This is a genomic window from Mycobacterium paraffinicum, assembly GCF_001907675.1.
GTDB lineage: Bacteria > Actinomycetota > Actinomycetes > Mycobacteriales > Mycobacteriaceae > Mycobacterium > Mycobacterium paraffinicum_A.
Window position 1 is genome coordinate 105,231 of sequence record NZ_MPNT01000007.1, and the last position, 22,013, is coordinate 127,243.

Sequence of the window (22,013 nt, forward strand, 5' to 3'; positions counted from 1 at the left end):
TACGTGATCGGGTATGCCCAACCGCGAGCGACTGGTGCGGCGACTGCTCGACGTTGCCGGCACCACTTATGCAGCCGAGGCGCGAATCAGGCTCGGCGACAAGCCGATGCCGCTGTTTCAGCTGCTGGTCGTGTGCATGCTGGCCAGCAAGCCGATCGATGCGGCCATCGCCATGGGGGCCGGGCGCGAGCTGTTCAAGGCGGGTCTGCGCACGCCCAAGGCCGTGCTGGAGGCCGACCGGCAGACCATGATCGACGCCTTCGGCCGGGCCCACTACGTACGCTACGACGAAAGTTCGGCCACCCGGCTCGCCGAGATGGCCCGGCGCGTGCGCGACGAATATTCCGGGGATCTGCGCGCGCTGGCTGAACGTAGCCAGCACGACGTCGCCGCAGCGAAACGATTGCTCAAGCAGTTCAAGGGGATTGGGGACACCGGCGCCGATATCTTCTTGCGGGAGGTGCAGGACGTGTGGACCTGGCTGCGGCCGTATTTCGACGACCGCGCCACCACGGCGGCCAAGCAATTGGGCCTGCCCGCGCAACCGGCGAAGCTGGGAGCCCTTGCGCCGCAAGCCAATGCGCGGCTGGCCGCCGCGCTCATCAGGGTGGCGCTGGATGACGAGGTACGCCGGCAGGTGACCGGTTGACCGTCCGGATTGGCACCTCCGGGTGGTCCTACAACCATTGGGCGGACGTGCTGTACCCGACGGGCCTGCCCGCCGCGCGTCGGCTGGCTCGCTACGTCGAGGTGTTCGACACCGTCGAGCTGAACGCGAGTTTCTACCGCTGGCCCAAGGACACGACGTTCGCGGGATGGCGCGACAAGCTGCCGGACGGCTTCAAGATGTCGGTCAAGGCGCACCGGGGACTGACGCACTACCGTCGCCTGGCGTCCGTCGGGCCGTGGATCGAGCGCTTCGAGCGGTGCTGGGAACTACTGGATGATCGACGCGGGGTGCTGCTCGTCCAGCTGCACCCCGAACAGCAGCGCGACGACGCGCGCCTGGACGCGTTTCTAGGTGCCGTGCCGGAGTCGATCCGGGTGGCCGTCGAGCTGCGCCATCCGTCCTGGAACGACGAGGGCGTCTACGAGCTGCTCCAACGACGCCGCGCCGCCTACGTGGTGATGAGCGGCGCCGGGCTGGCGTGCGTGCCCCGCGCCACCACCGACCTGGTGTACGTCCGCATGCACGGTCCGGACCAGGACGCGATCTACGCCGGCTCCTACTCGAACGACCAGTTGCGGGTGTGGGCCGAGCGAATCGCCGCGTGGAGCGGGGACGGGAAGGACGTATGGATTTACTTCAACAACGACCTGGGTGGTCACGCGGTGCGCAACGCGCTGCACCTGCGCGAACTGCTGGGTTAGTCGGCGAGCTGGTCGATGGGGGTCCACGCCCCGTCGATGACCTCGGGCGGGCGCTGCGCCTGCAACCGGTCCCGCTCGGCGCGGCGACGTTTGATCCGCAACCGGGCGTCGCCGGGCATGGCGACCAGCTCGTCACAGGTCAGGTAGTACACGTCGTCGCCGACATCGAACAGGTCCGCCGCGACTCGGCGAGATCCCAACTCCCGCAATGTGATTCGAAGCTGATGGGTGTACCGCAGGGTGGCGTCGTGGGCGAGCTCGCGGGAGTCGCGGGCGTTGGTGGTGAGCCGCTGGGCCAGCGTCGGCGGCGGCGGTTCGGTCGACGCGGCCGCGGCCACGGCGACTTCCCCGGCCGCCCTGAGCAGCATCGTCGGGTCGTCGGCGTACGTCTGGCTGGCCAGCTCCGCCTCGCCGGGCCCGCGATGGCCGATGCGGGCGATGGCCGCGTCCACGGCGGCCGCGGTGGTGGGAGACAACGCGCGAATGCTGGCGAGGTTGCCATCCTGGGCCAGCGCGCACAGCGGCGGGTCGGCCCGAAGCACCGCGGCCAGTTGCTCGGTCTCGGCCGCCACCAGGCTGCTCTCCAGGATCATGCCCACCCCGGGCACACCCCGTGCCGCCTTGCCGCGCTCCAGCGCCGCCGCGGTGACACCGCTGTCGATCAGCCACAACCCGGTCAGGATCCAGCCCTGGTGGATGCGGTCCCGCAGCAAGCCGATCCGGGCCTCCAGGCCGGCATCGGGCAGCGACGCCAGCTGCGCCGCGTCGAGGTGTTCGGTTCCGGCGGCGGCGCTGTAGGCGCGGGTGTCGGACTTGAGATGGCGGAGCAACGCCAGCGACCGGCCCGTGGCGACGGCTTTCGCGACGGACCCGAGCGCCCCGCCCGCGAGCGCGGGCTCGCCGAACGGCAGCAGGTCGCCCACGTGTGGCCGGCCTAGCAGCGCCTCGCGGGCCACGGCGTCCTGATCCCAGCCGGGCAGCTGTGCGGCGGCGACCATGTTCACCGACACCCCGACGTAGGGCCGGTGGCCGAACACGGCGATGGCCCGGTTCCCCCACTCGTCGCCGACCACGCCGCCGAGCGCCAGCACGTGGCTCAGCGCCCGATTCGCCGCGCGCAGCCCGCTCAGCTGGACGTCCAGCGTGATGGGGGTGAGCGGTCCGGGCAGCGCCTCGGCGAGGTTGGCCGCACTGAAGATCGGAAAGCGGGGGTCGATCCGATCGTCGAATTCGCCCTCCACGCCCTCGGGCGCCGCGCTGCGCTCCTCGCCGGAGGGGCCGGAGCGCGGGATCACCTCGACCGGAATCGCGAGTTGGCGACCGTGGCCGGTGGCACCCGCGGGGGCGATCTGGCGGCCGACCAGACCGCGGGCGGTGTCGGCGACCGCATCGAGCGCCTGCCAGCCGAACTCGAACGACCAATCCTCTTGCACCCCAGCGATGTCCATAGCCGGGATGAGCTGCGGCCAGCTTCGCACGCGGTTCAACCGGGACCGCGGGTCCGCGGACCGCAGCATTCGCCACGCGGTGACCACGTTGACGGTGTCCGGCGAGGCGAGGTCCACCACGCCCGTGCGGTCGGTGTTCAGCGACGCCACCAGGAAGCGCACCAGGTCCTCGACGTGCAGCACCCGCATCGGTTCCGCCGAGACCTTGGTGCGCAGCAGCGTGGCGACGGTGCGGCAGACCATCCAGTCGAGCTGGCGGCCGACCGGCGGGGCGATGCGCACGACCAGGCTGGGACCCCAACTGGTGGCCACCAGGTCCTCGGCCGGCCCGTACAGCTCGGGCGGGCCGGCGGCTTGGGACACGAACAGCAGCCGGGCGCCGGCGCGGGCAGCGACGTCGGTCACGTGCGCGAGGCCGTCGATCTCGACGCTGCCGGGGGCGCTGGTGTCGACCGGGGCCAGGTGGACCACCGCGTCGGCCTCGCCGGCGAGCTCACGCAGGACGGGGTCGCTCAGCGATGCGCAAACGAATTCGACGTTCGTGTGTAGGCAGGGATGCGGGCGCTCAGCGATGCCGCTGACCGTGTGCCCGGCAGCGATGAGTTGCCGTGCAACCAGCCGCCCGAGTGCGCCGGTGGCGTCGGTAACCAGGATCTGCACCTGGGCTCACCTCCCCCGACCTCAAACTAAACAATAGGCAGACGGCATCACCTATGCGACCGTTACTGAGCAAACGCCAACCTGCGCCGGCGAGGACCGCTTTCGGGCGGTTATTGCACCGCGGCACTGCCGTCGGCGGAGACGGCAACCTTGGCGCCGCCGATGTCTTCCTGCACGGTGGCCTGCGCCGCGGCGCTGTCGGTGATCACCGCCAGGGTCCGCGAGCCGTCGGGCGTGCGCACGGCCAGGAAGGCCTTTTCCGGTCGTCCCTCGCGGTCGAACGGCGTCGTCCACGCCTCCACCGTGCCGACGCCTTCCCATTCCACCAGGCCGGCACGGGTGGGCTCGCGGTCGACCGCCGGTTGCGCGTCGTCCCACCGGAATTCGGCGGGCGGCGGCTCGGTGCCGTACACGCCGAAGCTGTGCTTGGTCAGGTAGCCGCCGTTGGCGGTGATCAGTCCGCGACGCCCGGGGTTGGCCGCCAGCAACTCCGCCATGGTGGCGATGGAGTGCATCACATAGTTGCTCCACGGGCCGCCCGCGAACGTCAGCCCGCCGGTGACGGTGAGCGGGCGGGTGGGGTCGTCGACCGGCAGCCCGAGTTCGGCCGCGGCGACCTGGACGGCCGACGGGAAGCAGGAGTACAGGTCCACGTAGTCGACGTCGTCGATGCCCAGCCCCGCGAGCTCCAGCGCCCGGCCGCCGGCGATCCGGATGGCCGGCGAGCGATGCAGCTCGTCACGCTCGGCGATGGCCGAGGTGTCGTGCGCGTCGGTGCCCGCCTGCGGGTAGATCCAGCGGTCCGCGGGGACCCGCAGTCGCCTGGCCTGCTCCACCGAGGTCAAGACGAGCGCGGCGCCCTGGTCGACCATGTTGTTGGAGTTCATCAGCTTGGTGTAGGGCCAGCTGATCATCCGGTTCTGCGGACCGGGCTCGCAGATCTGCGCGGCGGTCACCGGCTTGCGGATCCAGGCGTGCGGATTGTCGACGGCGACGGCGTTGAAGCGGGCCCACAGTTCGCCGATGCGCCTGCGGTGGTGCTCGACGGACTCGCCGTTCGCGATCCGCAACGCCTGCTCGAAGAGCGGGTAGACGTAGGCCGGCCGGTCCAGCCGGATCCTGATCTCCGCGTCGCCGGCCATCGGGACGTCGTCGCCGCTGACCTCGGCCATCGGGACGGAATTGTCCTGAACGGTCCACTCGAGCTTGCCGCCCCTGGCCCGCAGCCCCCGACGGGTGCGCCAGGTCTCGGCGCCGGCGAGCAGCACCACCTGGGCCCGGCCCCGCTGGATGTCCAGGCAGGCCTGGTTGACCAGCGACTGCGGCACGTTGCCGCCGACCGGGCTGTACAGGGTGGTGAAGTCGCTCGCGCCGATCCGCTGCCCGAGCAGCAGTCCGGGGTCGCGGTACTGCGCCGAGAGGATGTTCACCACGCGGATGGAATCCACTGCCTCGATCACCCGCGCATCGGCGGCCTGCCGGGCGGCGGCCGCCATCAGGTCCATCGGTTCCACGGACCGCTTGTCCGGGTCGATCTCGTCACGGTGGTTGACCTGGCCGTAGCCGATCAGCACCGGTGTCCTGGGGTCGACGGTCATGGGACGAACCTAGCGGGGCTATCGATCCGTTTGGTCGCGTGGGGCGCGTTCGCAGCGCGTCAGGGCGGCCCGAACAGCACGCCCTCGGCGATCAGCCGGTCGATCTCCTGCGGGCTCATGCCGAGCACCCGTCGGCAGACGTCGACGGTGTCCTGGCCCGGCACGGGCGCCGGGCGCTGCGGGGCCGGCGGGATGTGCTGGAACGGCGCCGGGCCGGTCTCCGCGGGCAGCGGACGTTCGACGAGGGGATGCAGCATCTCGGCATAGAGTTTCCGCTCGATCAGCTGCGGGTCCTCCAGAACGTCGGGCGGCCGGTTCATCGGCCCGGCCGCGACCCCCGAGGACTGCAGCAGTTGGGCGGCCCGCATCGGGGTGCGCGTCCGGGTCCAGGCCGACACCAATTCGACCAGCTCGGCCCGGTTCTCCAGCCGCGCCTCGCCGGTGGCGAAGCGCGGGTCGTCGGCCCACTCCGGGTGATGGAAAACGCCAGCAGCGCAACGCCATTCCTCGTCGGAGCCGATCGAGATCGCGCACCATTCGTCGTCGCCGGCACACGGATAGACGGCATGCAGGCTGGTGTCGGCGGAGATTCGCGGCACGCCCGCGGCCAGCGCGGCCTGCGCGACGTACAGCGTGTCGAGTTGATTGACGACGGCCTCGGCCTGCGAGATGTGCACGTGCGACCCGCCGCCCGAGCGATGGCGGTGGATCAGCGCCGCCAGCGCCGCGATCGCGGTGATCCGTCCGACCACATGGTCCGGGAAGATCGTGGTCGCATCGTAGAAGTGGTGCCGGGCGGCGCCATCGTGTGCCTCCGGGTCGTCGGCCGTCCACAGCCGGGTCACGCCGGTGGCCGCGCGAACCAGGGGGCCGTAGCCCATCCGTGTGCTCCACGGACCGCGATCGCCGTACGCGCTGCTCTCGGCGAGCACGATGCGCGGATTGATCGCACGCAGGTTGTCGTAGGAAAAGCTAAGTGCGGTAAGCGTTCCCGGCTTGAAGTTGGCGAAGACAGCGTCGGACTCCGCGACGAGCCGAGTGAAGATCTCCTTGCCGGCGGCGCTGCGCAGGTCCAGGCCCATCGCCAGGTGGTTGCGGTGCGTCCAGGCGAACGACTCGCTCATGGCGTCGCCGACGCGCGCCTGCCGCAGCCCGTCGGGGTACTCGGCGCTTTCGATCTTGATGACCTCGGCGCCCAGGTCGCCGAACAGGCGGCTCAGTTCGCCGCCGGCCACGATGATGCCCAGATCCAGGATGCGCACGCCGGCAAACGGATAGTCGCCGATGCGGCCCGACGGTGACTGCACCACCGCGGGATTTCCGCGCCAGCCCGGTCCGTCCTGCCCCGCCGCCGGGGCCGGGCTGCGGAACCCCGCGTGGTGGCCGTCGACGACGAAATAGCCGGTCGGCACGCGAGTGCGCACCCCCGGAACCAGCTCCGCCTCGGTGACTGCGCCCACCGCTTGGAAATGCTCGGAATCCATCACCCACGACGGCGTCAGCACGGCGGCGATCGGAACGCCGTGGGCCTGTCCCGCCGTCACCAGATCCTTCATGGTCTGTCCGGCGAACAGCGCCTGGACCAACTCGCTGATCTGAGGCCACGCGGCGAAGCGCGCGCCGATCACGTCATACTTGGGGTCTTGGAAGTCGGCGGGCTCCCCCAGCCAGCGCCGCAGGCCCCGCCACTGGCGCGGCGCCATCACGCACAGCCGGACGTAGCCGTCCTGGCAGGGGTAGATCGGGTAGGCGTCCTGGTTCTTCGGGCGTCCCCGCCACTGTCCGGTGTGGCGGATGCCGGCGGCGACCTGCCCGTGCGCGCCGAACGCCGGATCGAGCGCCATGACCACGGCGTCGAACCGCGAAAAGTCAATGAATTCACCTGTGCCGCAACGTAATCGGTTGTAATAGGCGACGAGGGCCGCCCAGGCCGCCTGGACGGCGGCGGTGGACGACGCGATCCCGTCCGGCGGCAACACGGGGGTGCCGGTGGTGGGCCCGGATCGCGACAGTGAGCCGGACATCGCGTAGAACACCGGATCGGTGGCCCGCCACAACGATCGGGGCCCGGTCGCTCCGAAGTCGGTGATCGACAAAACCACCAGATGCGGGTGCTGGGCGGCCAGTTCCTCGACCGACGTCCCGAAGATCGGGGCCTCCCCGTAGAAGCCGTCGTCCACGACGATGTCGGCCTGCGCGGCGAGGTCGAGGAAGGCGCCGCAGGCGTCCTCGTCGAACGGGTCCAGCACCACGCTGCGCTTGTTGGCGTTGTGCACGGCGAAGGGAATGCTCGCACCGGCGATCGTCGGCGGCGCATCGCGCGCCGGGCTTCCGGTCGGGGGTTCGACCTTGAGCACGTCCGCGCCCAGGTCGGCGAACAGGCGGGTCACCGCGTCGCCGTTGCCGCTCGACAAGTCGAGGACGCGCACGGCGTCGAGGAACCCGTCGGACATCAGCACACCGTACCCGCACGTGCCGGATCCGGCCCGGCCCGGCGTTGCGCCAAAAAGCCAACTGGGCAAGCTGATTGGGTGGGCGCGTCCGCCGTCGGCTATCGTCACAGGCCGATCGGCGAGGCCATGGGCGAAACGATCCGACGGAGGCATCCACTATGAGCGCGCACCTGACCTACATCGAGGCCGTGGTGGTCGGGGCGTTCCAGGGCGTCACCGAGCTGTTCCCGGTGTCCAGCCTCGGGCACGCCGTCTTGGTGCCCGCGGTGGTCGGCGGTCGATGGGCCCGGGATCTGAGCGTCTCCGCCCCCGAATCGCCCTACCTCGCCTTCATCGTCGGACTGCACGTGGCCACCGCGGCCGCGTTGCTGGTGTTCTTCTGGCGCGACTGGCTGCGCATCGCGACCGGATTCGTGTCGTCGCTGCGGTATCGACGCATCCGGACCCCCGACGAGCGGCTGGCCTGGCTCATTGTGGGCGCCACCATCCCGGTGGGTCTGGCGGGGCTGGCCCTGGAGCGAACGTTCCGCACCACCCTCGGCAAGCCCATCCCGGCCGCGATCTTTCTCTTGCTCAACGGCGTCGCCCTCTACGCGGGCGAGGTGCTGCGCCGACGCGTCTCCCCCGCGCCCGACGATCAGACCGGTGGGCAAGAGCCCGCGCACACCGGCGAGGCCGTCGACAACCGCCTGGCTCAACTCCCCTTGCCCCGCGGCATGCTGATCGGCGCCGCGCAAATCCTGGCCCTGCTGCCCGGCATCAGCCGCTCCGGCATCACCATGGTGGCCGGCCTGTGGCGCGGGTTGTCGCACGAGGACGCCGCGCGGTTCTCCTTTTTGTTGGCGACGCCGATCATCCTGGCAGCCGGGGTCTACAAGATCCCGGAACTGTTCGGGCCGCGCGCGGCCGGGATCGGCGGCCAGGTGCTCGCCGGCAGCGTCGCCTCATTCGTGTGCGCGTACCTCGCCGTGCGGTTCCTCACACGCTACTTCCAGACCCGCACCCTCACGCCGTTCGCCATTTACTGCGCGCTGGCCGGTGGCGCCAGCCTGGTGTGGCTCGCCGTCGGGTGACGCATACACGATTTCGGTGACCGGGCTTCACCCAAACGGCAACTGCTGGCTGTCGATTCGCGCAAGGACATGGGCGGGCGGCGTGGCGTAGCGCACCCGCGACGGAGCAAATGCGGGGCGTCTCAACCACAGACGCTACACCGGCTCTAGCCGATAGCGCACCAGTCGCGCCGTTTGATTACCGAAATGCCTTGTGCGGCATGCCCCGTCGGGGCGCCAGCCACCCCGTTCGTAGAACCGCCGGGCGCGGGTGTTCGCGTCCAACACCCACAACACGGCGTCGGTCACGCCGACCGCCCGCATCCGCGCACGGGCCGCCGCCAGCAGCAGGGTGCCCACGCCCGCGCCCACATGTGCCGGGTCGACGTAAAGGGCCATCAGCTCACCGGAATTCGGCAACTCACCGTCGCGACACAGACCCGCGGTGGCGAAGCCGCGAATCGCGGGGCCCTCGACGGCGACCAGGGTGGACGGCACCCGCAACCCCACGCGGCCAAAGGTGTACCGGTCGACCACCGCCTCCGGGGTCAGGTTGTCCAGATAGTCCGGGGCGATCAGACCGCGGTACGCCGACTGCCACGACCGCACGTGCAGGCGGGCCACCTCGTCGGCGTCAGCCGCGACCGCCGCCCGCACCTCGGTCATCGTTGCAGTATCCACGGTTGTTGCGCAGGCCGACGCCGAGTGCTGTGCTTACCAGGTTGCCCTGTTGACACCCGTCAAGAATCCGGAGGGTAGGGAGAATGGCAGACACGGCATCCGTCGGGCGCAAGGTCCGCGGCAAGGTCATCGTGATCACCGGTGGCGCGCGGGGAATCGGGCTGGCCACCGCGACCGCCTTGCACAACCTGGGCGCCAAGGTGGCGATCGGGGACGTCGACGAGGTCCGGGTGAAGGAATCCGGCGCCGCGCTCGGCCTGGATGTGTACGGCAAACTCGACGTCACCGACCCGCATTCGTTCTCGGACTTCCTGGACGAGGTCGAGCGCCAGCTCGGCCCGATCGACGTGCTGGTCAACAACGCCGGCATCATGCCGCTCGGCCGGATCGTCGACGAGCCGGACGCCGTCACGCGGCGCGTCCTGGACATCAACGTCTACGGCGTGATCCTGGGCAGCAAGCTGGCGGCCCAGCGCATGGTGCCCCGCGGATCCGGTCACGTCATCAACATCGCCTCGCTCGCAGGGGAGACGTACATCGCCGGGGCGGCCACCTACTGCGCCAGCAAGCACGCGGTCATCGGCTTCACCGACGCCGCGCGGATCGAATACCGCCGGGCGGGCGTGAAATTCTCGGTCGTCATGCCGACATTCGTGAACACCGAGCTGATCGCCGGCACCTCCGGAGCCAAGGGCATCAAGAACGCCGAGCCGGCCGACATCGCCGAGGCGATCGTCAACCTGGTGGCGCATCCCAGGCCGCGAGTGCGGGTCACGAAGACGGCCGGGGCGATCATCGCGTCGCAGAAGTTCCTGCCGCGCGCGCTGTCCGAGGGGCTCAACCGCGCGCTCGGCGGCGAGCACGTCTTCACCGACCACGTCGACGCCGAGCAGCGCAGGGCCTACGAGTCGCGGGCCCGCGGCGAGGAGTAGTCGGCGATCGCGAGTGCGGCGGAGCCGGGCGATGCGGGTCGCCGCCATCGGGTAGTCGGCGATCGCGAGTGCGGCGGAGCCGGGCGAAGCGGGTCGCCGCCATCGGGTAGTCGGCGATCGCGAGTGCGGCGGAGCCGGGCGATGCGGGTCGCCGCCATCGGGTAGTCGGCCGCGTCGGGCGCCGTTCACCGCAAGCGCGGACAATCGGCGGAGTGAGCCTAGAAACCCAGACAACCGCTCCCCTTGCCGACGACGAACTCGACCTGATCAACGCGTACTGGCGTGCCGCCAATTACGTTTCCGTTGGGCAGATCTACCTGCTGGACAATCCGCTGCTGACCGAACCGCTGTCGCCCGAGCACGTCAAACCGCGGCTGCTGGGACACTGGGGCACCACCCCGGGCCTGAACCTGATCTACGCCCACCTCAACCGGATCATCCGCGAGCGCGACGCCAGCGTCATCTACGTCACGGGGCCCGGCCACGGCGGCCCGGCTCTGGTCGCCAACGCCTATCTCGAGGGCACCTACAGCGAGGTGTACACCGGCATCGAGCAGGACGCCGAAGGGTTGCGAAAGCTGTTCCGGCAGTTCTCTTTTCCCGGCGGCATCCCCAGCCACGTCGCCGCCCAGACGCCTGGCTCCATCCACGAGGGCGGTGAACTCGGCTACGCGCTGGTGCACGCCTACGGCGCGGCCTTCGACAACCCGGATCTGGTCGTGGCCTGCGTAATCGGTGACGGCGAGGCCGAAACCGGGCCGATGGCGGCGAGCTGGCACTCCAACAAATTCCTCAACCCGGTCACCGACGGCGCGGTGCTGCCCATCCTCGCGCTCAACGGCTACAAGATCGCCAACCCGACCGTGCTGGCGCGCATCCCGCACGCCGAACTCGAGGCCCTGCTGCGTGGTTACGGCTACCGGCCGATCACGGTCGCCGGTGACGACCCGGCGAACGTGCACCAGCAGCTGGCCGCCGCCCTCGACGACGCGTTCGCCGACATCGCGGCCATCCAGAGCGCGGCGCGCAGCGGCGACCGGACCGAGCGGCCGGTGTGGCCGATGATCGTGTTGCGCACGCCCAAGGGCTGGACCGGCCCGAAGGTGGTGGACGGCAAGAAGGTGGAGGGTACCTGGCGGTCGCATCAGGTTCCGCTGGCCGAGACGCACGACAACCCGCAGCACCGCGCCCAGCTCGAGGAGTGGCTGCGCAGCTATCGGCCCGAGGAGCTGTTCGACGGCGACGGCAGGCTGCGCGCCGAGCTGCGGGCGCTGGCGCCCAGCGGTGATCGCCGGATGAGCGCGAACCCGCACGCCAACGGCGGCCTGTTGCTGCACGACCTCGACCTCCCGGATTTCCGTGACTACGCGGTCACGGTGTCGCGGCCCGCGGCCACGACGCACGAGGCGACCCGGGTGCTCGGCACCTTTCTGCGGGACGTGATCGCCCGTAACTCCGACCGGTTCCGCCTGATGGGGCCCGACGAGACGGCATCCAACCGGTTGGACGCCGTCTACGGATCGACTGACAAGGTGTGGCTCTCGGAGATCGAGCCCGACGACGAGCACCTCGCGCCAGACGGCCGCGTGATGGAGGTGCTCTCCGAGCACCTGTGCCAGGGCTGGCTGGAGGGCTACCTGCTGACCGGCCGGCATGGCCTGTTCAACTGCTACGAGGCGTTCGTCCACATCGTCGACTCGATGCTCAACCAGCATGCGAAATGGCTCGCCACCAGCCTGGAGCTGCCGTGGCGGCGGCCGATCGCGTCGCTGAACTACCTGCTGTCCTCGCACGTGTGGCGCCAGGATCACAACGGCGCCTCGCACCAAGACCCCGGCTTCATCGATCTGGTGGCCAACAAGCGGGCCGAACTGACCCGGGTGTACCTGCCGCCGGACGGCAACACGCTGCTGTCGGTGGCCGACCACTGCCTGCGCAGCCGCGACTACATCAACGTCATCGTCGCCGGCAAACAGCCGGCGCTGGCCTACCTGGACATGGACCAGGCCATCGCGCACTGCGCGCGCGGCGTTGGCATCTGGCCGTGGGCGAGCACCGGTGGATCTTTAGACGCCGAACCCGACGTGGTGCTGGCCTGCGCCGGGGACATCCCGACGCTGGAAACCCTGGCCGCGGCCGACATCCTGCGCCGCGACCTCCCGGAGCTGGCGGTCCGGGTGGTCAACGTCGTCGACCTGATGCGGCTGCAGCCGGAATCCGAGCACCCGCACGGTTTGCCGGACCGGGAGTTCGACGCGCTGTTCACTCGCGACAAGCCGGTGATCTTCGCCTACCACGGGTACCCGTGGCTGATCCACCGGCTCACCTACCGGCGCACCAACCACTCGCACATCCACGTGCGCGGGTTCAAGGAGCGCGGCACCACGACGACTCCGTTCGACATGGTGATGCTCAACGATCTGGACCGCTTTCACCTGGTGATCGACGTCATCGACCGGGTGGACGGGCTGGCCAGCAAGGCCGCGGTGCTGCGCCAGCGCATGGTCGACGCCCGGCTCGCGGCGCGCATCTACACCCGCGAGCACGGCGAGGACGACCCGCAGATCGCCAACTGGACCTGGGAGCCGAGCGAGCAGAACGAGCGCAGTGAGTGAGTGATGGGAGCGAGACGACCGAACGACCTGGGGGTCCACCTGACGCCGAGATTGCCGTCACGGTCGCGGCCCGGGCGCCAACCACAACCGTGACGGCAATCTCGTTGAAGTCACGCTGCCTTGGCTCACCGGTAAACTGGCCAGATGCTCGAGGCTCCCGCGATCGCTGACACCCACCCGGTGCTCGCGCAGCTGTCGGCGCTGCACAGGTTTCGGATCCACCTCGATATCGCCGTCGTCGTGCTGGTGTTGGTGCTGACCAACCTGGTCGCGCACTTCACCACCCCCTGGGCCGGCATCTGCGTCGTTCCCGCCGCGGCCGTCGGGCTGGTGTTCCTGATGCGCGCCAATGGTCTGGACTGGGCCGACTTGGGTCTGGGGCGCGAACATTGGAAGTCGGGCTTCGGCTACGCCGTGGTCGCGGTGCTGGTCGTGGCGTCCGTGATAGCTGTCGGGGTGCTGCTGCCGATGACCCGGCCGATGTTCCTCAACCACCGCTACGCCACGGTCTCCGGCGCGCTGATCGCCTCGATGGTGATCATCCCGCTGCAGACCGTGATCCCGGAGGAGCTGGCGTTTCGGGGCGTGCTGCACGGCGCGCTGCACCGTGCCTGGGGCTTCCGCGGGGTCGCGCTGGCGGGTTCGCTGCTGTTCGGGCTGTGGCACGTCGCGACGTCGCTCGGGCTGACCAGCAGCAACGTCGGATTCACCCGGCTCTTCGGCGGCGGCATCGTGGGGATGTTGGCGGGGGTCGCCGGCGCGGTGCTGGCTACCGGCGCGGCCGGCTTCGTCTTCAGCTGGCTACGCCGGCGCAGCGGCAGCCTGATCGCACCGATCGCGTTGCACTGGTCGCTGAACGGGCTTGGTGCGCTGGCCGCCGCGCTGGTGTGGCACCTGACCCGCTGAGGACGCTCACACCAGCAGCACCGCCGCGCCGGCGATGCGGCCCGCGCTGAGATCCGCCAGCGCACGATCGGCTTGGTCCAGCGGGTATTCCGGCGTGGTCACTTCGATATGGTGCTCGCCCGCGAAGTCGAGGAACGCCCGCGCGTCGGCCCGGGTGTTGGACGTGACCGAGCGGACCTGGCGCTCCTGGAACAGGTGGCGCTGGTAATTGAGGACCGGGATGTCGGACAGGTGGATGCCGGCGATCGCCAGGGTGCCGCCGCGGTCCAGCGCCTCCAGCGCGGGCAGCACCAGCTCCCCGACCGGGGCGAACAGGATCGCCGCATCCAGCGGCACCGGCGGCGGATCGGCCGCGCCCTGCGCCGACGCGGCGCCGAGCTGCATGGCCAGCTCACGCGCCTCGGCTCCCCGGGTCATCACGTGCACCTCGGCGCCCTGCGCCAACGCGACCTGCGCGGTGATGTGGGCGCTGCCGCCGAAGCCGTACAGCCCGAGCCGCCCGCCCGGCGGCAGATCGGCACGGAGCAGCGAGCGGTACCCGATGATGCCGGCGCACAGCAGCGGCGCGAGTTCGCTATCGCTGTATCCGCCGGGCAGCGGATGTGCGAAAGCGGCCGGGACCGTGGCGAATTCGGCGTACCCACCGTCGGCGTCCCAGCCGGTGTAGCGGGACTGCGGGCACAGGTTCTCGTCGCCGCGGCGACAGTACTTGCACACCCCGCAGGTGTGGCGTAGCCAGGCGATGCCGACCCGGTCTCCAACCCGAAACGCGTCGCCCGCCTGTGCGCCCAATTCCACGACCTCGCCGACCACCTCGTGGCCGGGCGTCACGTGCTCGCGGTGCACGGGCAGGTCGCCCTCGGTGACGTGCAGGTCGGTGCGGCACACGCCGCAGGCCCGGACGGCGACCAGCAATTCCGACGGCCCGGGGCGCGGCACCTCGGAAGCGACTTGCTCGAGCGGGGCGGTGTCCATGGGGCCGGGTTGACGCACCCGCCATGCGCGCATGGCCGCGGTGGATAGCGGTGCAATCATTCGTCAATCATGCCGCCAACCGCCACGGCCGCAACGCGTTAACTGTTGGTTAGGTTCTGCGCAGCAGTCGCGAGATCCACAGCAGCACGACTGCGCCAGCCAGGGCGACAAAGAATGTGAACCAATACCCGCCGCTGTTAACGTCGACACCCACGAGGTTGAGCACGAGGCCTGCAACGAATGCCCCGACAACTCCGATCACGATGTCCATCAGGATGCCGGAGCCGCCGCCCTTAACGATTTTGCTCGCTAGGAGACCGGCTATGCCACCGATGATGATGTATCCAATCCACCCGATACCGGTCTTTCCATTTAGGTTCAGGGCCAGATATTCGGTAGCTGCCATGACGTCCATGCGGGTCTCCTTGCATTCGCTGGCAAAGCCCAGCGAATTGCTGGGCCGTCAGTTCGGTATACCCGCTTTGCGTAACGGAAAAGGCTCGGGTTCGGCGACCCTTCGCCCACCATCCCGGCGCCCTGATCAGGGGGTCAGGTCGATTGCGTCCGCTGTGGTGACGGCGCCGGGGTAGGGCTAACCTCCCCGGCCGGCGCCGGGGCCGGCGCCGGCGATGGCGTTGCCGGTGCCGCCGGTGCCGCCGGTGCCGGCTGGCCCCCTGGTGCAGGTGCCGCCGGGGCCGGTTGGGCTCCCGGAGCCGCCGGGGCTCCGGCGGCGGGTGCGGGCGGGCCCGCCCAGGGCTGGATCGACTCGGCCAGCGCCTTGGCCGCGCCCTTGTCCACCGGATCGTTCGCCGTGCCGAGCCACACGACGAACCAGCGTTGCGGCGGTGCGCCGGAGGGCGTGTTCGCCGCGGGCAGCCCGACCACGCCCGTCCAGATCTGACCGTTGGGCTTAGACGTGTCGCTGAACTTGACCTCGTAGTAGGACGCGCTGCCGGTGACGCCGTTGGCCCCGGTGAGCGGGGTCGCCTCCTGGTTGATCCGGGTGCCGGGGTACGGCAGGAAGAACTCACCCATGTCCGAGCCGAGCCGCACGGCGGCCTTGGCGTCATTGGCTTCTGCGCTGGCGTAAAGCTTCTGGTCCAACCGCCCCATCACGATGCGGGTGTCGTTGGCGACCGGCGGCGGCTGGTCGGGCAGCGGCGGCGGTCCCGTCGTCTTGCTCAGCAGCGCCGAGCCGTAGTCGAGGTGGGACGCGTCCGATTCGACCCAGCCGGGGGGAAGGACGTAGCTGAAACCGCCCACGGCGTTGGCGACCCGCCCGGCGTTCGGGTCGACGGGCGGCGGCGGCGGTGCGTTCGGGTCGACCGGCGGCGGTGGTGGCGCGTTCGGGTCGACCGGCGCCGGCGGCGCGCCAGGCGCCGGGGAGGCAGGCGCAGCAGTGGTCGCGGGGGCCGCGGGGCCGGCTGCCGGCGGCGGTGCCGTCGTCGTCGGGGGCACCGGGGTCGGCACCTCCGGATCGGCGTTCGCGGCCGCCGGCAACGCGATGGTGACGGCGCTGGCGCTGGTCACTGTGGCTATCGCCAGCGTCGCCCAGAGGCCTTTGCGACGTGTCGAGTTGGGATCCACCTGCTCCATGGCGACGAACCTACCGTGTTACCGCTGTGACGCAAGGAACCTTGCGGACAATTGCATCGTCGTTTTGCCGATGTTGCCGATGTGCGACCGGGCGCCCAATTCCACGGCTCAGTGCGCCGCCGGATACAACGCCACCTCGTGCGCTTTGACCGAGAACCACACCCTTTCGCCGGGCGCCAGCCGCAGCTCCGATGCCGCGTCGACCGTGATCTCCGCGGCCAGGCCGGGCGCGCCGTCGGGTTGCTGCTCGCCGCGCACCAACACCGCCGCCCCGCGGATGTCGAGCTCCGCGACCGTCACCTCGACCGTGTTGCGTGGGCTGCCGTGCGGTCGCTCCCGATAGACCGCCACCGCGGTGGGCGGAAAGACCGCGATCGCATTCCGCCCGGCGGCCAGCTCGTCACCCCCCGGGGCGGCGTGCCAGCGCATGCCCGAACGCGCGTGCAGCGCGGCGTCGGCGGCGGCTGTCCCGTTGACCAGGTTGATGCCCGCGATCCGTGCTCCGAAGTGACTGCGCGGCGCCGTCAGCACCGCCGAAACCGGGCCGATCTCGGCGATCCTGCCCGACTCCAGCACCAGCACCCGGTCGGCCAGCGTGAACACGTCCAGCAGGTCGTGCGTTATCAGGACGACCGCGCAGCCGGTGCGGGCAACCACGCGTCGCAGTACCGCGCGAATGCCCGCGGCCGCCGCGACGTCGAGACCGTTCAGCGGCTCGTCGAGCAGCAACACGTCCGGCTCGGCGGCCAGCGCCCGAGCGACCGCCACGCGCTGGGCTTGCCCGCCGGACAGCTGCCGCGCCTTGCGGTCGGCGAACCGCTCGGCGTCCACCTCGCGCAGCCAGCGCAGCGCCGCCGCCCTCCCCGCGGCCCGTCGAGGGCGCAGCCATCCGTCCCGGCTGCGCGGCCCGAAGGCCACGTTGGCGGCGACGCTCATGTGGGGGAACAACAACGGGTCCTGCAACAGCAAGCCGACGCGGCGGTCATGCGTGGCCACGTTCACCCCGGCCGCGGTGTCGGTCAGCACCCGGTCGCCCAACCGCACCACCCCGTGGTCCGGGCGAACCAGCCCGGCGATGACATGCAGCGCGGTCGACTTGCCCGCGCCATTGGGCCCGAGGACCGCGAGCACTTCGCCCGCCGACACGGAGAACTCCACGTCCAGGCGGCGATCCGCGACGACGGCGCGCAGCTGCAACTCGCTCATGGCCTCGGCTATCTCGCCGTGTTTCCGGTCAACCGGCCGGCGCCGAGCCCCAGCACCACCAGCGCCGCCACGGCGACCAACAGGATCGACAGCGCGACCGCCGCGTCGGCGTCGGTGACCCGCTGCAGGTATATCTCCAGCGGCAACGTGCGGGTGACCCCCTGCCGGGACCCGGCGAACGTCAGCGTGGCACCGAACTCCCCCAGCGAGCGCGCGAACGCCAGCACCGCCCCCGACGCCAGGCCCGGCAGCAGCAGCGGCAGGGTGATTCGCCACCAGACGGTGCTGGGACGCGCTCCCAAGGTCGCCGCCACCACCTCGAAGTCGGCGCCGGCGGTGCGTGCGGCACCCTCCAGGGAAATCACCAGGAACGGCAGCGACACGAAGGTCTGCGCCAGCACCACGGCGGTGGTACTGAACGCGATGGTGACCCCGGCGGCCTCGAGATACCGACCGAGCAACCCGAGCCGGCCGAACGCATACAGCAGCGCGATCCCGCCCACGACCGGCGGCAGCACCAACGGCAGCAGGATGAGCGGCCGCAGCAGCCGCACCAGTCGCGCGGTGCTGCGGGCCAGCACCAGGGCCATCGGGACGCCCAGCAGCACGCAGAGCGCGGTGCTGGCCGCCGCGGTCTTGAGGCTGAGCAGCAAGGCCGTCCGCGACGAGGGGCTGGTGATCAGCGACCAGAAATTCGGCCAGTCGACCTTGATCGCGATGGCCAGCAGCGGCAGCACCACGAACCCGGTCCCCACGACGGCGGGCACGTACACCCACCGCGGTAGATCCGCACGACGCTCGCTAATACGGACGCTCCTATGGTCGGGAGACCTTTACCGCCTCAACCTAGCGCTGCGCGATCGCCAAGCGGGTAGAGCGCGTGGTTTCCGGATGTGCCAGTTCAAGGCGCGTGCGTTGTGAGATTCTGCAGAGGTGCCAGCGCCTTCGGGTGTCGTGACGTTTCTGTTCACCGACGTCGAGGGTTCGACGCGTCGGTGGGAGGCCGACGCGGACGCGATGCGGGTCGCCCTCGCCGCCCACGACGGCGCGTTGCGCAAGGCGATCGAGGCGCACGGGGGCTGGTTGTTCAAGCACACCGGTGACGGTGTGTGCGCCGCGTTCGCCTCGCCGCGCGCGGCGGTGGACGCCGCAGTGGCCGCGCAGCGCGCGCTCGAGTTGCCGGTCCGGATGGGGCTGGCGACCGGCGAGGCCGAGCTGCGCGACGGCGACTACTTCGGCGCGGTGCTCAACCGCGCCGCACGCGTGATGGCCGCGGGCCACGGCGGCCAGGTGTTGATCGCGGACTCCACGGCCGGTCTGCTCACCGGAGTGGATCTGGTCGACCTGGGGCCGCGGCGGTTGCGGGATGTGCCCATGCCGGTCGGCGTGTTTCAGGTCCGAGCCCCCGGGTTGCGCTCGAGCTTTCCGCCGCTGCGGGCGCTGGATAGCACTCCCGGAAATCTGCGGCCGATGGGCACCAGCTTGGTCGGACGCGAGGCCGCGATCGCCGACATCGAGGCGGCGGTCAAGGCGCGTCGATTGGTGACGCTGACCGGAGTGGGTGGGGTCGGCAAGACACGCCTCGCGTTAGAGGTGGCCGCGCGGTTGGCCGATGAATTCCCCGACGGCGCTTGGCTTTTCGAGTTGGCCGCGGTCACCGATCCGGCGGCGGTGCCCGACGCGGTCGCGGCCGTGTTGGGCATCACCCAGCAACCGGGCAAGACCGTCGGCGCGTCGGTGGCCGCCGCATTGGAGGATCGGGTCCGGCTCCTGGTGTTCGACAACTGCGAGCACATTCTCGACGCCGCCGCCGACCTGATCGAAGCCATCCTGGCGCACTCGACGACGGTGCGAATCCTGGCAACCAGCCGCGAAGGACTCGGAATCCCCGACGAGCAGGTCTGGCCGGTGCGCCCGCTGGATGCCGCGGCGGGAATCGACTCCGCGGCGGTGGCCCTGTTCGCCGAACGCGCACAAAGCATCTCGGCGGGATTCACGATGACCGACGGCGGTGAAGCCGCCGCGGTCACCGAGATCTGTCAACGGCTCGACGGCATTCCCTTGGCCATCGAGCTGGCGGCCTCGCGGATGGCGTCGATGACGGCCAGCGAGGTCCGTGACCGTATCGATCACCGGTTCAGACTTCTGGTCGGCTCGCGGCGCGGCCTGGAACGCCACCACACGCTGCGCCACGCGGTGGCCTGGTCCTACGACCTTCTCGGCGATGCAGAAAAGACGGTGCTGGACCGGTGCTCGGTGTTCGCGGGCGGATTCGACCTGGAAAGTGCCTGCGCCGTCATGGGTTCCGATGACGACTACGTCATCCTGGACCTGCTCGACGCCCTGGTGCGCAAGTCGCTGCTGATCGCCGACCGGTCTTCGGGGCGCACCCGGTTTTCGATGCTCGAGACGATCCGCCAATTCGCCGAGGAGCAACTCGTCGCCTCCGGCACTGCGGAGGAGGTACGCGACGCGCATGCCCGCCATTTCGCGGGGCGTGAGGCCGGCATCATGGCCCTGTGGGACAGCCCGCGCCAGCGCGAGGCGTACGCCTGGCTCACCGTCGAGTTGGCCAACCTGCGCACCGCCTTTCGCTGGGCCACCGACCACGACGACCTGGACGCGGGCGCCGCCATCGCCGCGTATGCGGGATTACTCGGTCCGTTCCTCGAGAACTACGAACCCATCGCCTGGGCCGAGGAACTGGTAGGAGCCCTCCGCGCCGTCGACCACCCGCGCCTCGCGGCCGTATGTGTGAGCGCATCGCTGTGCGTTCTCGTCGGTCGGTTCCAAGAGGCCGTGCGCTACAGCGAGGTCGGTCAGACAGTTATCGCGGCCGCCACCGACAAGGTGTCGTACTTCGGTGAGCCGTTTCTCGGCAGTGCGTACCTGTTCGTCGGGCAGCCCGAACGGTATCTCGAGCTGTGCCGTGCCCAAGTGAGGCGCAGCGGCGACGCGAACACGTTTGGCATGGCGAACCTGGTGTTCGCTCTCGCCGTCTGCGGTGCGGCTGACGAGGCGATGGCAACCGGCGTCGGCCTCATCGATGCCGCCGAAGCCACCGGGAATCCCTGGGTGCTTGCCTACGCGCTTTTCGCGTACGGGTACGCCGTCCGGGCCACCGATCCGACTACGGCCCTCGCGGCGCTGCGCCGTACTCTGCTCGTCGCGCGGGACAGCGGCAACCGGTTCTTCGAGACCCAATTCCCGTACTGGGCGGCCGGACTAGTGGCCGAGCAGGGGGACCCGGGGGCGGCGGTGGACCACCTCGCGGTGGCCATCCGCAATAACCACGAGTCGGGCAACATCGGCATGTTGTTCAACGCCCTGGGTGTCCTTGCCGTGGTCCTCGACCGGCTCGGACGCTACGAACCGGCTTCCACCATCGCCGGTTTGGCAGCGGTCAGTCCCATGGCAGCAACCACCTTGCCCGAACTGGGCGCAATGATCGCCCACCTTCGCAAGGTTCTCGGTGACCAAACCTACGAAACGCTCGCCCGCGAGGGCGAGAAAATGACCACCGCCGAGATGGTGACTTACGCGTACGACCAAATCGACCGGGCCCGAACGGAATTCGAACAGCCCCGCTGATCAGGGTTTGGCGAAGCCCGACTGGGCCAGGATGTCTTGACCGGTGGCACCCGTCACCATGGCCACGAACGTCTGCGCCAACGTCGCCTGCGCGGCGTTCTTCAACACCGCGATCGGATAGACGTTGACGGCGCCGGCGGCTTCCGGGAAGCCGACCGTCGTCACCTTGTTCCCGGCGCTGTGGGCGTCGGTGACGTAGACGAGTCCGGCGTCGGCCTGGCCGCTGGTGACCTTGTTGAGGACGTCCGTCACGCTCAGCTCCTCGCTCACCGGGTTCAGGTGGACGCCGGTGCTGTCCTCGACGCGCTGCGCCGCCGACCCGCACGGCACCGGCATCTGGCAGATCACCACGCTCAGCCCCGGCTTGGCGAGGTCGGCGAAGGACCCGACCTTCTTCGGGTTGCCCGGCGCCGTGACGATGACCAACGTGTTCGAGGCGAAGTTCGTCGGGTTGCCGGTCAGCAGCCCCGCATTGGCGACCGTGTCCATCTGCGCCGTGTCCGCCGACGCGAAGACGTCGGCGGTGGCGCCCTGCGCCAGCTGGATGGCCAGCTCGGACGACCCCGCGAATTCGAAGTCGACGCTGCTGCCCGGGTTCTGGGCCTTGAACTGCGCACCGATCTGGATGAATGCCGGCTTCAGCGAGGCGGCGGCGAACACCACCACCTTCCCGGACGCCGAGGCCGGCGAGGCCGATTTCGAGCCGCACCCGATCAGGGTCGCCATCAGCATCGTCGACACCAAACCGGCCAGCAGCCCGATCCGAGGCATGGATCACCCTAACCCGCCGATGATGCGGTCCGATTTGAGGGTTAATCGGCGCAAAAGAGGGACGGCCGAATAGTTACCCAAATGATCCGCGAGTCGCGGCGCCAACAATTTCGCCGAATAGCTACTGTCCAGTAACATGTACGCATATTGATGCCATA

General features: G+C 69.9%; 17 protein-coding genes. 7 read left to right on the top strand and 10 right to left on the bottom strand.

The window, feature by feature from the left end; translation table 11 throughout:
- Nucleotides 1-13: 13 nt before the first annotated feature.
- Together BRW65_RS10205 and BRW65_RS10210 are read left to right on the top strand one after the other, a co-directional pair.
- Nucleotides 14-649, top strand: a complete 636-nt coding sequence (locus tag BRW65_RS10205; protein WP_073874146.1) for an endonuclease — start codon at nucleotides 14-16, stop codon at nucleotides 647-649.
- Nucleotides 646-1,371: a DUF72 domain-containing protein gene (locus BRW65_RS10210; protein ID WP_073874148.1), complete on the top strand. Its 726-nt coding sequence runs from the start codon at nucleotides 646-648 to the stop codon at nucleotides 1,369-1,371. The genes BRW65_RS10205 and BRW65_RS10210 overlap by 4 nt, the downstream gene beginning before the upstream one ends.
- Here BRW65_RS10210 and BRW65_RS10215 read toward each other — a convergent pair.
- The 3 genes from BRW65_RS10215 to BRW65_RS10225 all read right to left on the bottom strand — a co-directional run bounded on the left by BRW65_RS10215 (nucleotide 1,368) and on the right by BRW65_RS10225 (nucleotide 7,530).
- A complete protein-coding gene (locus tag BRW65_RS10215; RefSeq protein WP_073874150.1) occupies nucleotides 1,368-3,479 on the bottom strand; it encodes an NAD-dependent epimerase/dehydratase family protein in 2,112 nt (703 codons plus the stop codon). The two genes, BRW65_RS10210 and BRW65_RS10215, sit on opposite strands and share 4 nt — an antisense overlap.
- A 110-nt stretch (nucleotides 3,480-3,589) precedes the next feature.
- Nucleotides 3,590-5,077, bottom strand: coding sequence for an acetyl-CoA acetyltransferase (locus BRW65_RS10220; protein ID WP_073874152.1), 1,488 nt, complete (start codon nucleotides 5,075-5,077; stop codon nucleotides 3,590-3,592).
- Between the two features lie 59 nt (nucleotides 5,078-5,136).
- Nucleotides 5,137-7,530 (bottom strand): CaiB/BaiF CoA transferase family protein, encoded by a 2,394-nt coding sequence (locus BRW65_RS10225; RefSeq protein WP_167374027.1) that lies wholly within the window; start codon nucleotides 7,528-7,530, stop codon nucleotides 5,137-5,139.
- A 158-nt stretch (nucleotides 7,531-7,688) separates the two neighbouring features.
- On the opposite strand from BRW65_RS10225, the gene BRW65_RS10230 reads away from it, so the two are divergent.
- On the top strand, nucleotides 7,689-8,603 hold the full coding sequence (locus BRW65_RS10230; protein WP_073874156.1) for an undecaprenyl-diphosphate phosphatase: 915 nt from the start codon (nucleotides 7,689-7,691) through the stop codon (nucleotides 8,601-8,603).
- 135 nt (nucleotides 8,604-8,738) lie between these two features.
- Here the strand turns inward: BRW65_RS10230 and BRW65_RS10235 are convergent, their stop codons facing one another.
- Nucleotides 8,739-9,248 (bottom strand): GNAT family N-acetyltransferase, encoded by a 510-nt coding sequence (locus BRW65_RS10235; RefSeq protein ID WP_073874158.1) that lies wholly within the window; start codon nucleotides 9,246-9,248, stop codon nucleotides 8,739-8,741.
- A gap of 98 nt (nucleotides 9,249-9,346) precedes the next feature.
- Here BRW65_RS10235 and BRW65_RS10240 point away from each other — a divergent pair, with 98 nt between their 5' ends.
- From BRW65_RS10240 to BRW65_RS10250, 3 genes are all read left to right on the top strand, one after another.
- The gene (locus BRW65_RS10240; protein WP_073874160.1) at nucleotides 9,347-10,195 is read left to right on the top strand and encodes an SDR family oxidoreductase; all 849 of its coding nucleotides are present in this window, start codon (nucleotides 9,347-9,349) and stop codon (nucleotides 10,193-10,195) included.
- A 212-nt stretch (nucleotides 10,196-10,407) separates the two neighbouring features.
- On the top strand, nucleotides 10,408-12,810 hold the full coding sequence (locus tag BRW65_RS10245; RefSeq protein ID WP_073874162.1) for a phosphoketolase family protein: 2,403 nt from the start codon (nucleotides 10,408-10,410) through the stop codon (nucleotides 12,808-12,810).
- A 144-nt stretch (nucleotides 12,811-12,954) separates the two neighbouring features.
- Complete coding sequence (locus BRW65_RS10250) at nucleotides 12,955-13,716, top strand: CPBP family intramembrane glutamic endopeptidase (protein ID WP_073874164.1); 762 nt, start codon at nucleotides 12,955-12,957, stop codon at nucleotides 13,714-13,716.
- 6 nt (nucleotides 13,717-13,722) lie between these two features.
- Here the strand turns inward: BRW65_RS10250 and BRW65_RS10255 are convergent, their stop codons facing one another.
- The 5 genes from BRW65_RS10255 to BRW65_RS10275 form a co-directional block, all read right to left on the bottom strand.
- Nucleotides 13,723-14,751: a zinc-binding alcohol dehydrogenase family protein gene (locus BRW65_RS10255; protein WP_073874166.1), complete on the bottom strand. Its 1,029-nt coding sequence runs from the start codon at nucleotides 14,749-14,751 to the stop codon at nucleotides 13,723-13,725.
- Between the two features lie 49 nt (nucleotides 14,752-14,800).
- Nucleotides 14,801-15,106, bottom strand: a complete 306-nt coding sequence (locus tag BRW65_RS10260) for a GlsB/YeaQ/YmgE family stress response membrane protein (RefSeq protein WP_073874168.1) — start codon at nucleotides 15,104-15,106, stop codon at nucleotides 14,801-14,803.
- 134 nt (nucleotides 15,107-15,240) lie between these two features.
- Nucleotides 15,241-16,287, bottom strand: coding sequence for an alanine and proline-rich secreted protein Apa (locus BRW65_RS10265; RefSeq protein WP_073874170.1), 1,047 nt, complete (start codon nucleotides 16,285-16,287; stop codon nucleotides 15,241-15,243).
- A 108-nt stretch (nucleotides 16,288-16,395) separates the two neighbouring features.
- Complete coding sequence (locus BRW65_RS10270; RefSeq protein WP_073874172.1) at nucleotides 16,396-17,493, bottom strand: sulfate/molybdate ABC transporter ATP-binding protein; 1,098 nt, start codon at nucleotides 17,491-17,493, stop codon at nucleotides 16,396-16,398.
- An 8-nt stretch (nucleotides 17,494-17,501) separates the two neighbouring features.
- Nucleotides 17,502-18,299: an ABC transporter permease gene (locus tag BRW65_RS10275; protein WP_208611788.1), complete on the bottom strand. Its 798-nt coding sequence runs from the start codon at nucleotides 18,297-18,299 to the stop codon at nucleotides 17,502-17,504.
- Nucleotides 18,300-18,426: 127 nt separating this feature from the next.
- Between BRW65_RS10275 and BRW65_RS10280 the strand changes: the two genes are divergently transcribed.
- A complete protein-coding gene (locus BRW65_RS10280) occupies nucleotides 18,427-21,084 on the top strand; it encodes an ATP-binding protein (protein ID WP_244168056.1) in 2,658 nt (885 codons plus the stop codon).
- Here the strand turns inward: BRW65_RS10280 and modA are convergent, their stop codons facing one another.
- Nucleotides 21,085-21,855 (bottom strand): molybdate ABC transporter substrate-binding protein, encoded by a 771-nt coding sequence (gene modA / locus BRW65_RS10285; protein WP_073874178.1) that lies wholly within the window; start codon nucleotides 21,853-21,855, stop codon nucleotides 21,085-21,087.
- Nucleotides 21,856-22,013: the final 158 nt, after the last annotated feature.

What these genes read in the sequence shown, in the direction of transcription:
- BRW65_RS10250 (WP_073874164.1), top strand. Translation starts at nt 12,955, where the DNA reads ATGCTCGAGGCTCCCGCGATCGCTGACACCCACCCGGTGCTCGCGCAG.
- BRW65_RS10270 (WP_073874172.1), bottom strand. Translation starts at nt 17,493, where the DNA reads ATGAGCGAGTTGCAGCTGCGCGCCGTCGTCGCGGATCGCCGCCTGGAC.
- BRW65_RS10205 (WP_073874146.1), top strand. Translation starts at nt 14, where the DNA reads ATGCCCAACCGCGAGCGACTGGTGCGGCGACTGCTCGACGTTGCCGGC.
- BRW65_RS10260 (WP_073874168.1), bottom strand. Translation starts at nt 15,106, where the DNA reads ATGGACGTCATGGCAGCTACCGAATATCTGGCCCTGAACCTAAATGGA.
- BRW65_RS10230 (WP_073874156.1), top strand. Translation starts at nt 7,689, where the DNA reads ATGAGCGCGCACCTGACCTACATCGAGGCCGTGGTGGTCGGGGCGTTC.
- BRW65_RS10265 (WP_073874170.1), bottom strand. Translation starts at nt 16,287, where the DNA reads ATGGAGCAGGTGGATCCCAACTCGACACGTCGCAAAGGCCTCTGGGCG.
- BRW65_RS10220 (WP_073874152.1), bottom strand. Translation starts at nt 5,077, where the DNA reads ATGACCGTCGACCCCAGGACACCGGTGCTGATCGGCTACGGCCAGGTC.
- BRW65_RS10240 (WP_073874160.1), top strand. Translation starts at nt 9,347, where the DNA reads ATGGCAGACACGGCATCCGTCGGGCGCAAGGTCCGCGGCAAGGTCATC.
- BRW65_RS10235 (WP_073874158.1), bottom strand. Translation starts at nt 9,248, where the DNA reads ATGACCGAGGTGCGGGCGGCGGTCGCGGCTGACGCCGACGAGGTGGCC.
- BRW65_RS10225 (WP_167374027.1), bottom strand. Translation starts at nt 7,530, where the DNA reads ATGTCCGACGGGTTCCTCGACGCCGTGCGCGTCCTCGACTTGTCGAGC.
- modA (WP_073874178.1), bottom strand. Translation starts at nt 21,855, where the DNA reads ATGCCTCGGATCGGGCTGCTGGCCGGTTTGGTGTCGACGATGCTGATG.
- BRW65_RS10255 (WP_073874166.1), bottom strand. Translation starts at nt 14,751, where the DNA reads ATGATTGCACCGCTATCCACCGCGGCCATGCGCGCATGGCGGGTGCGT.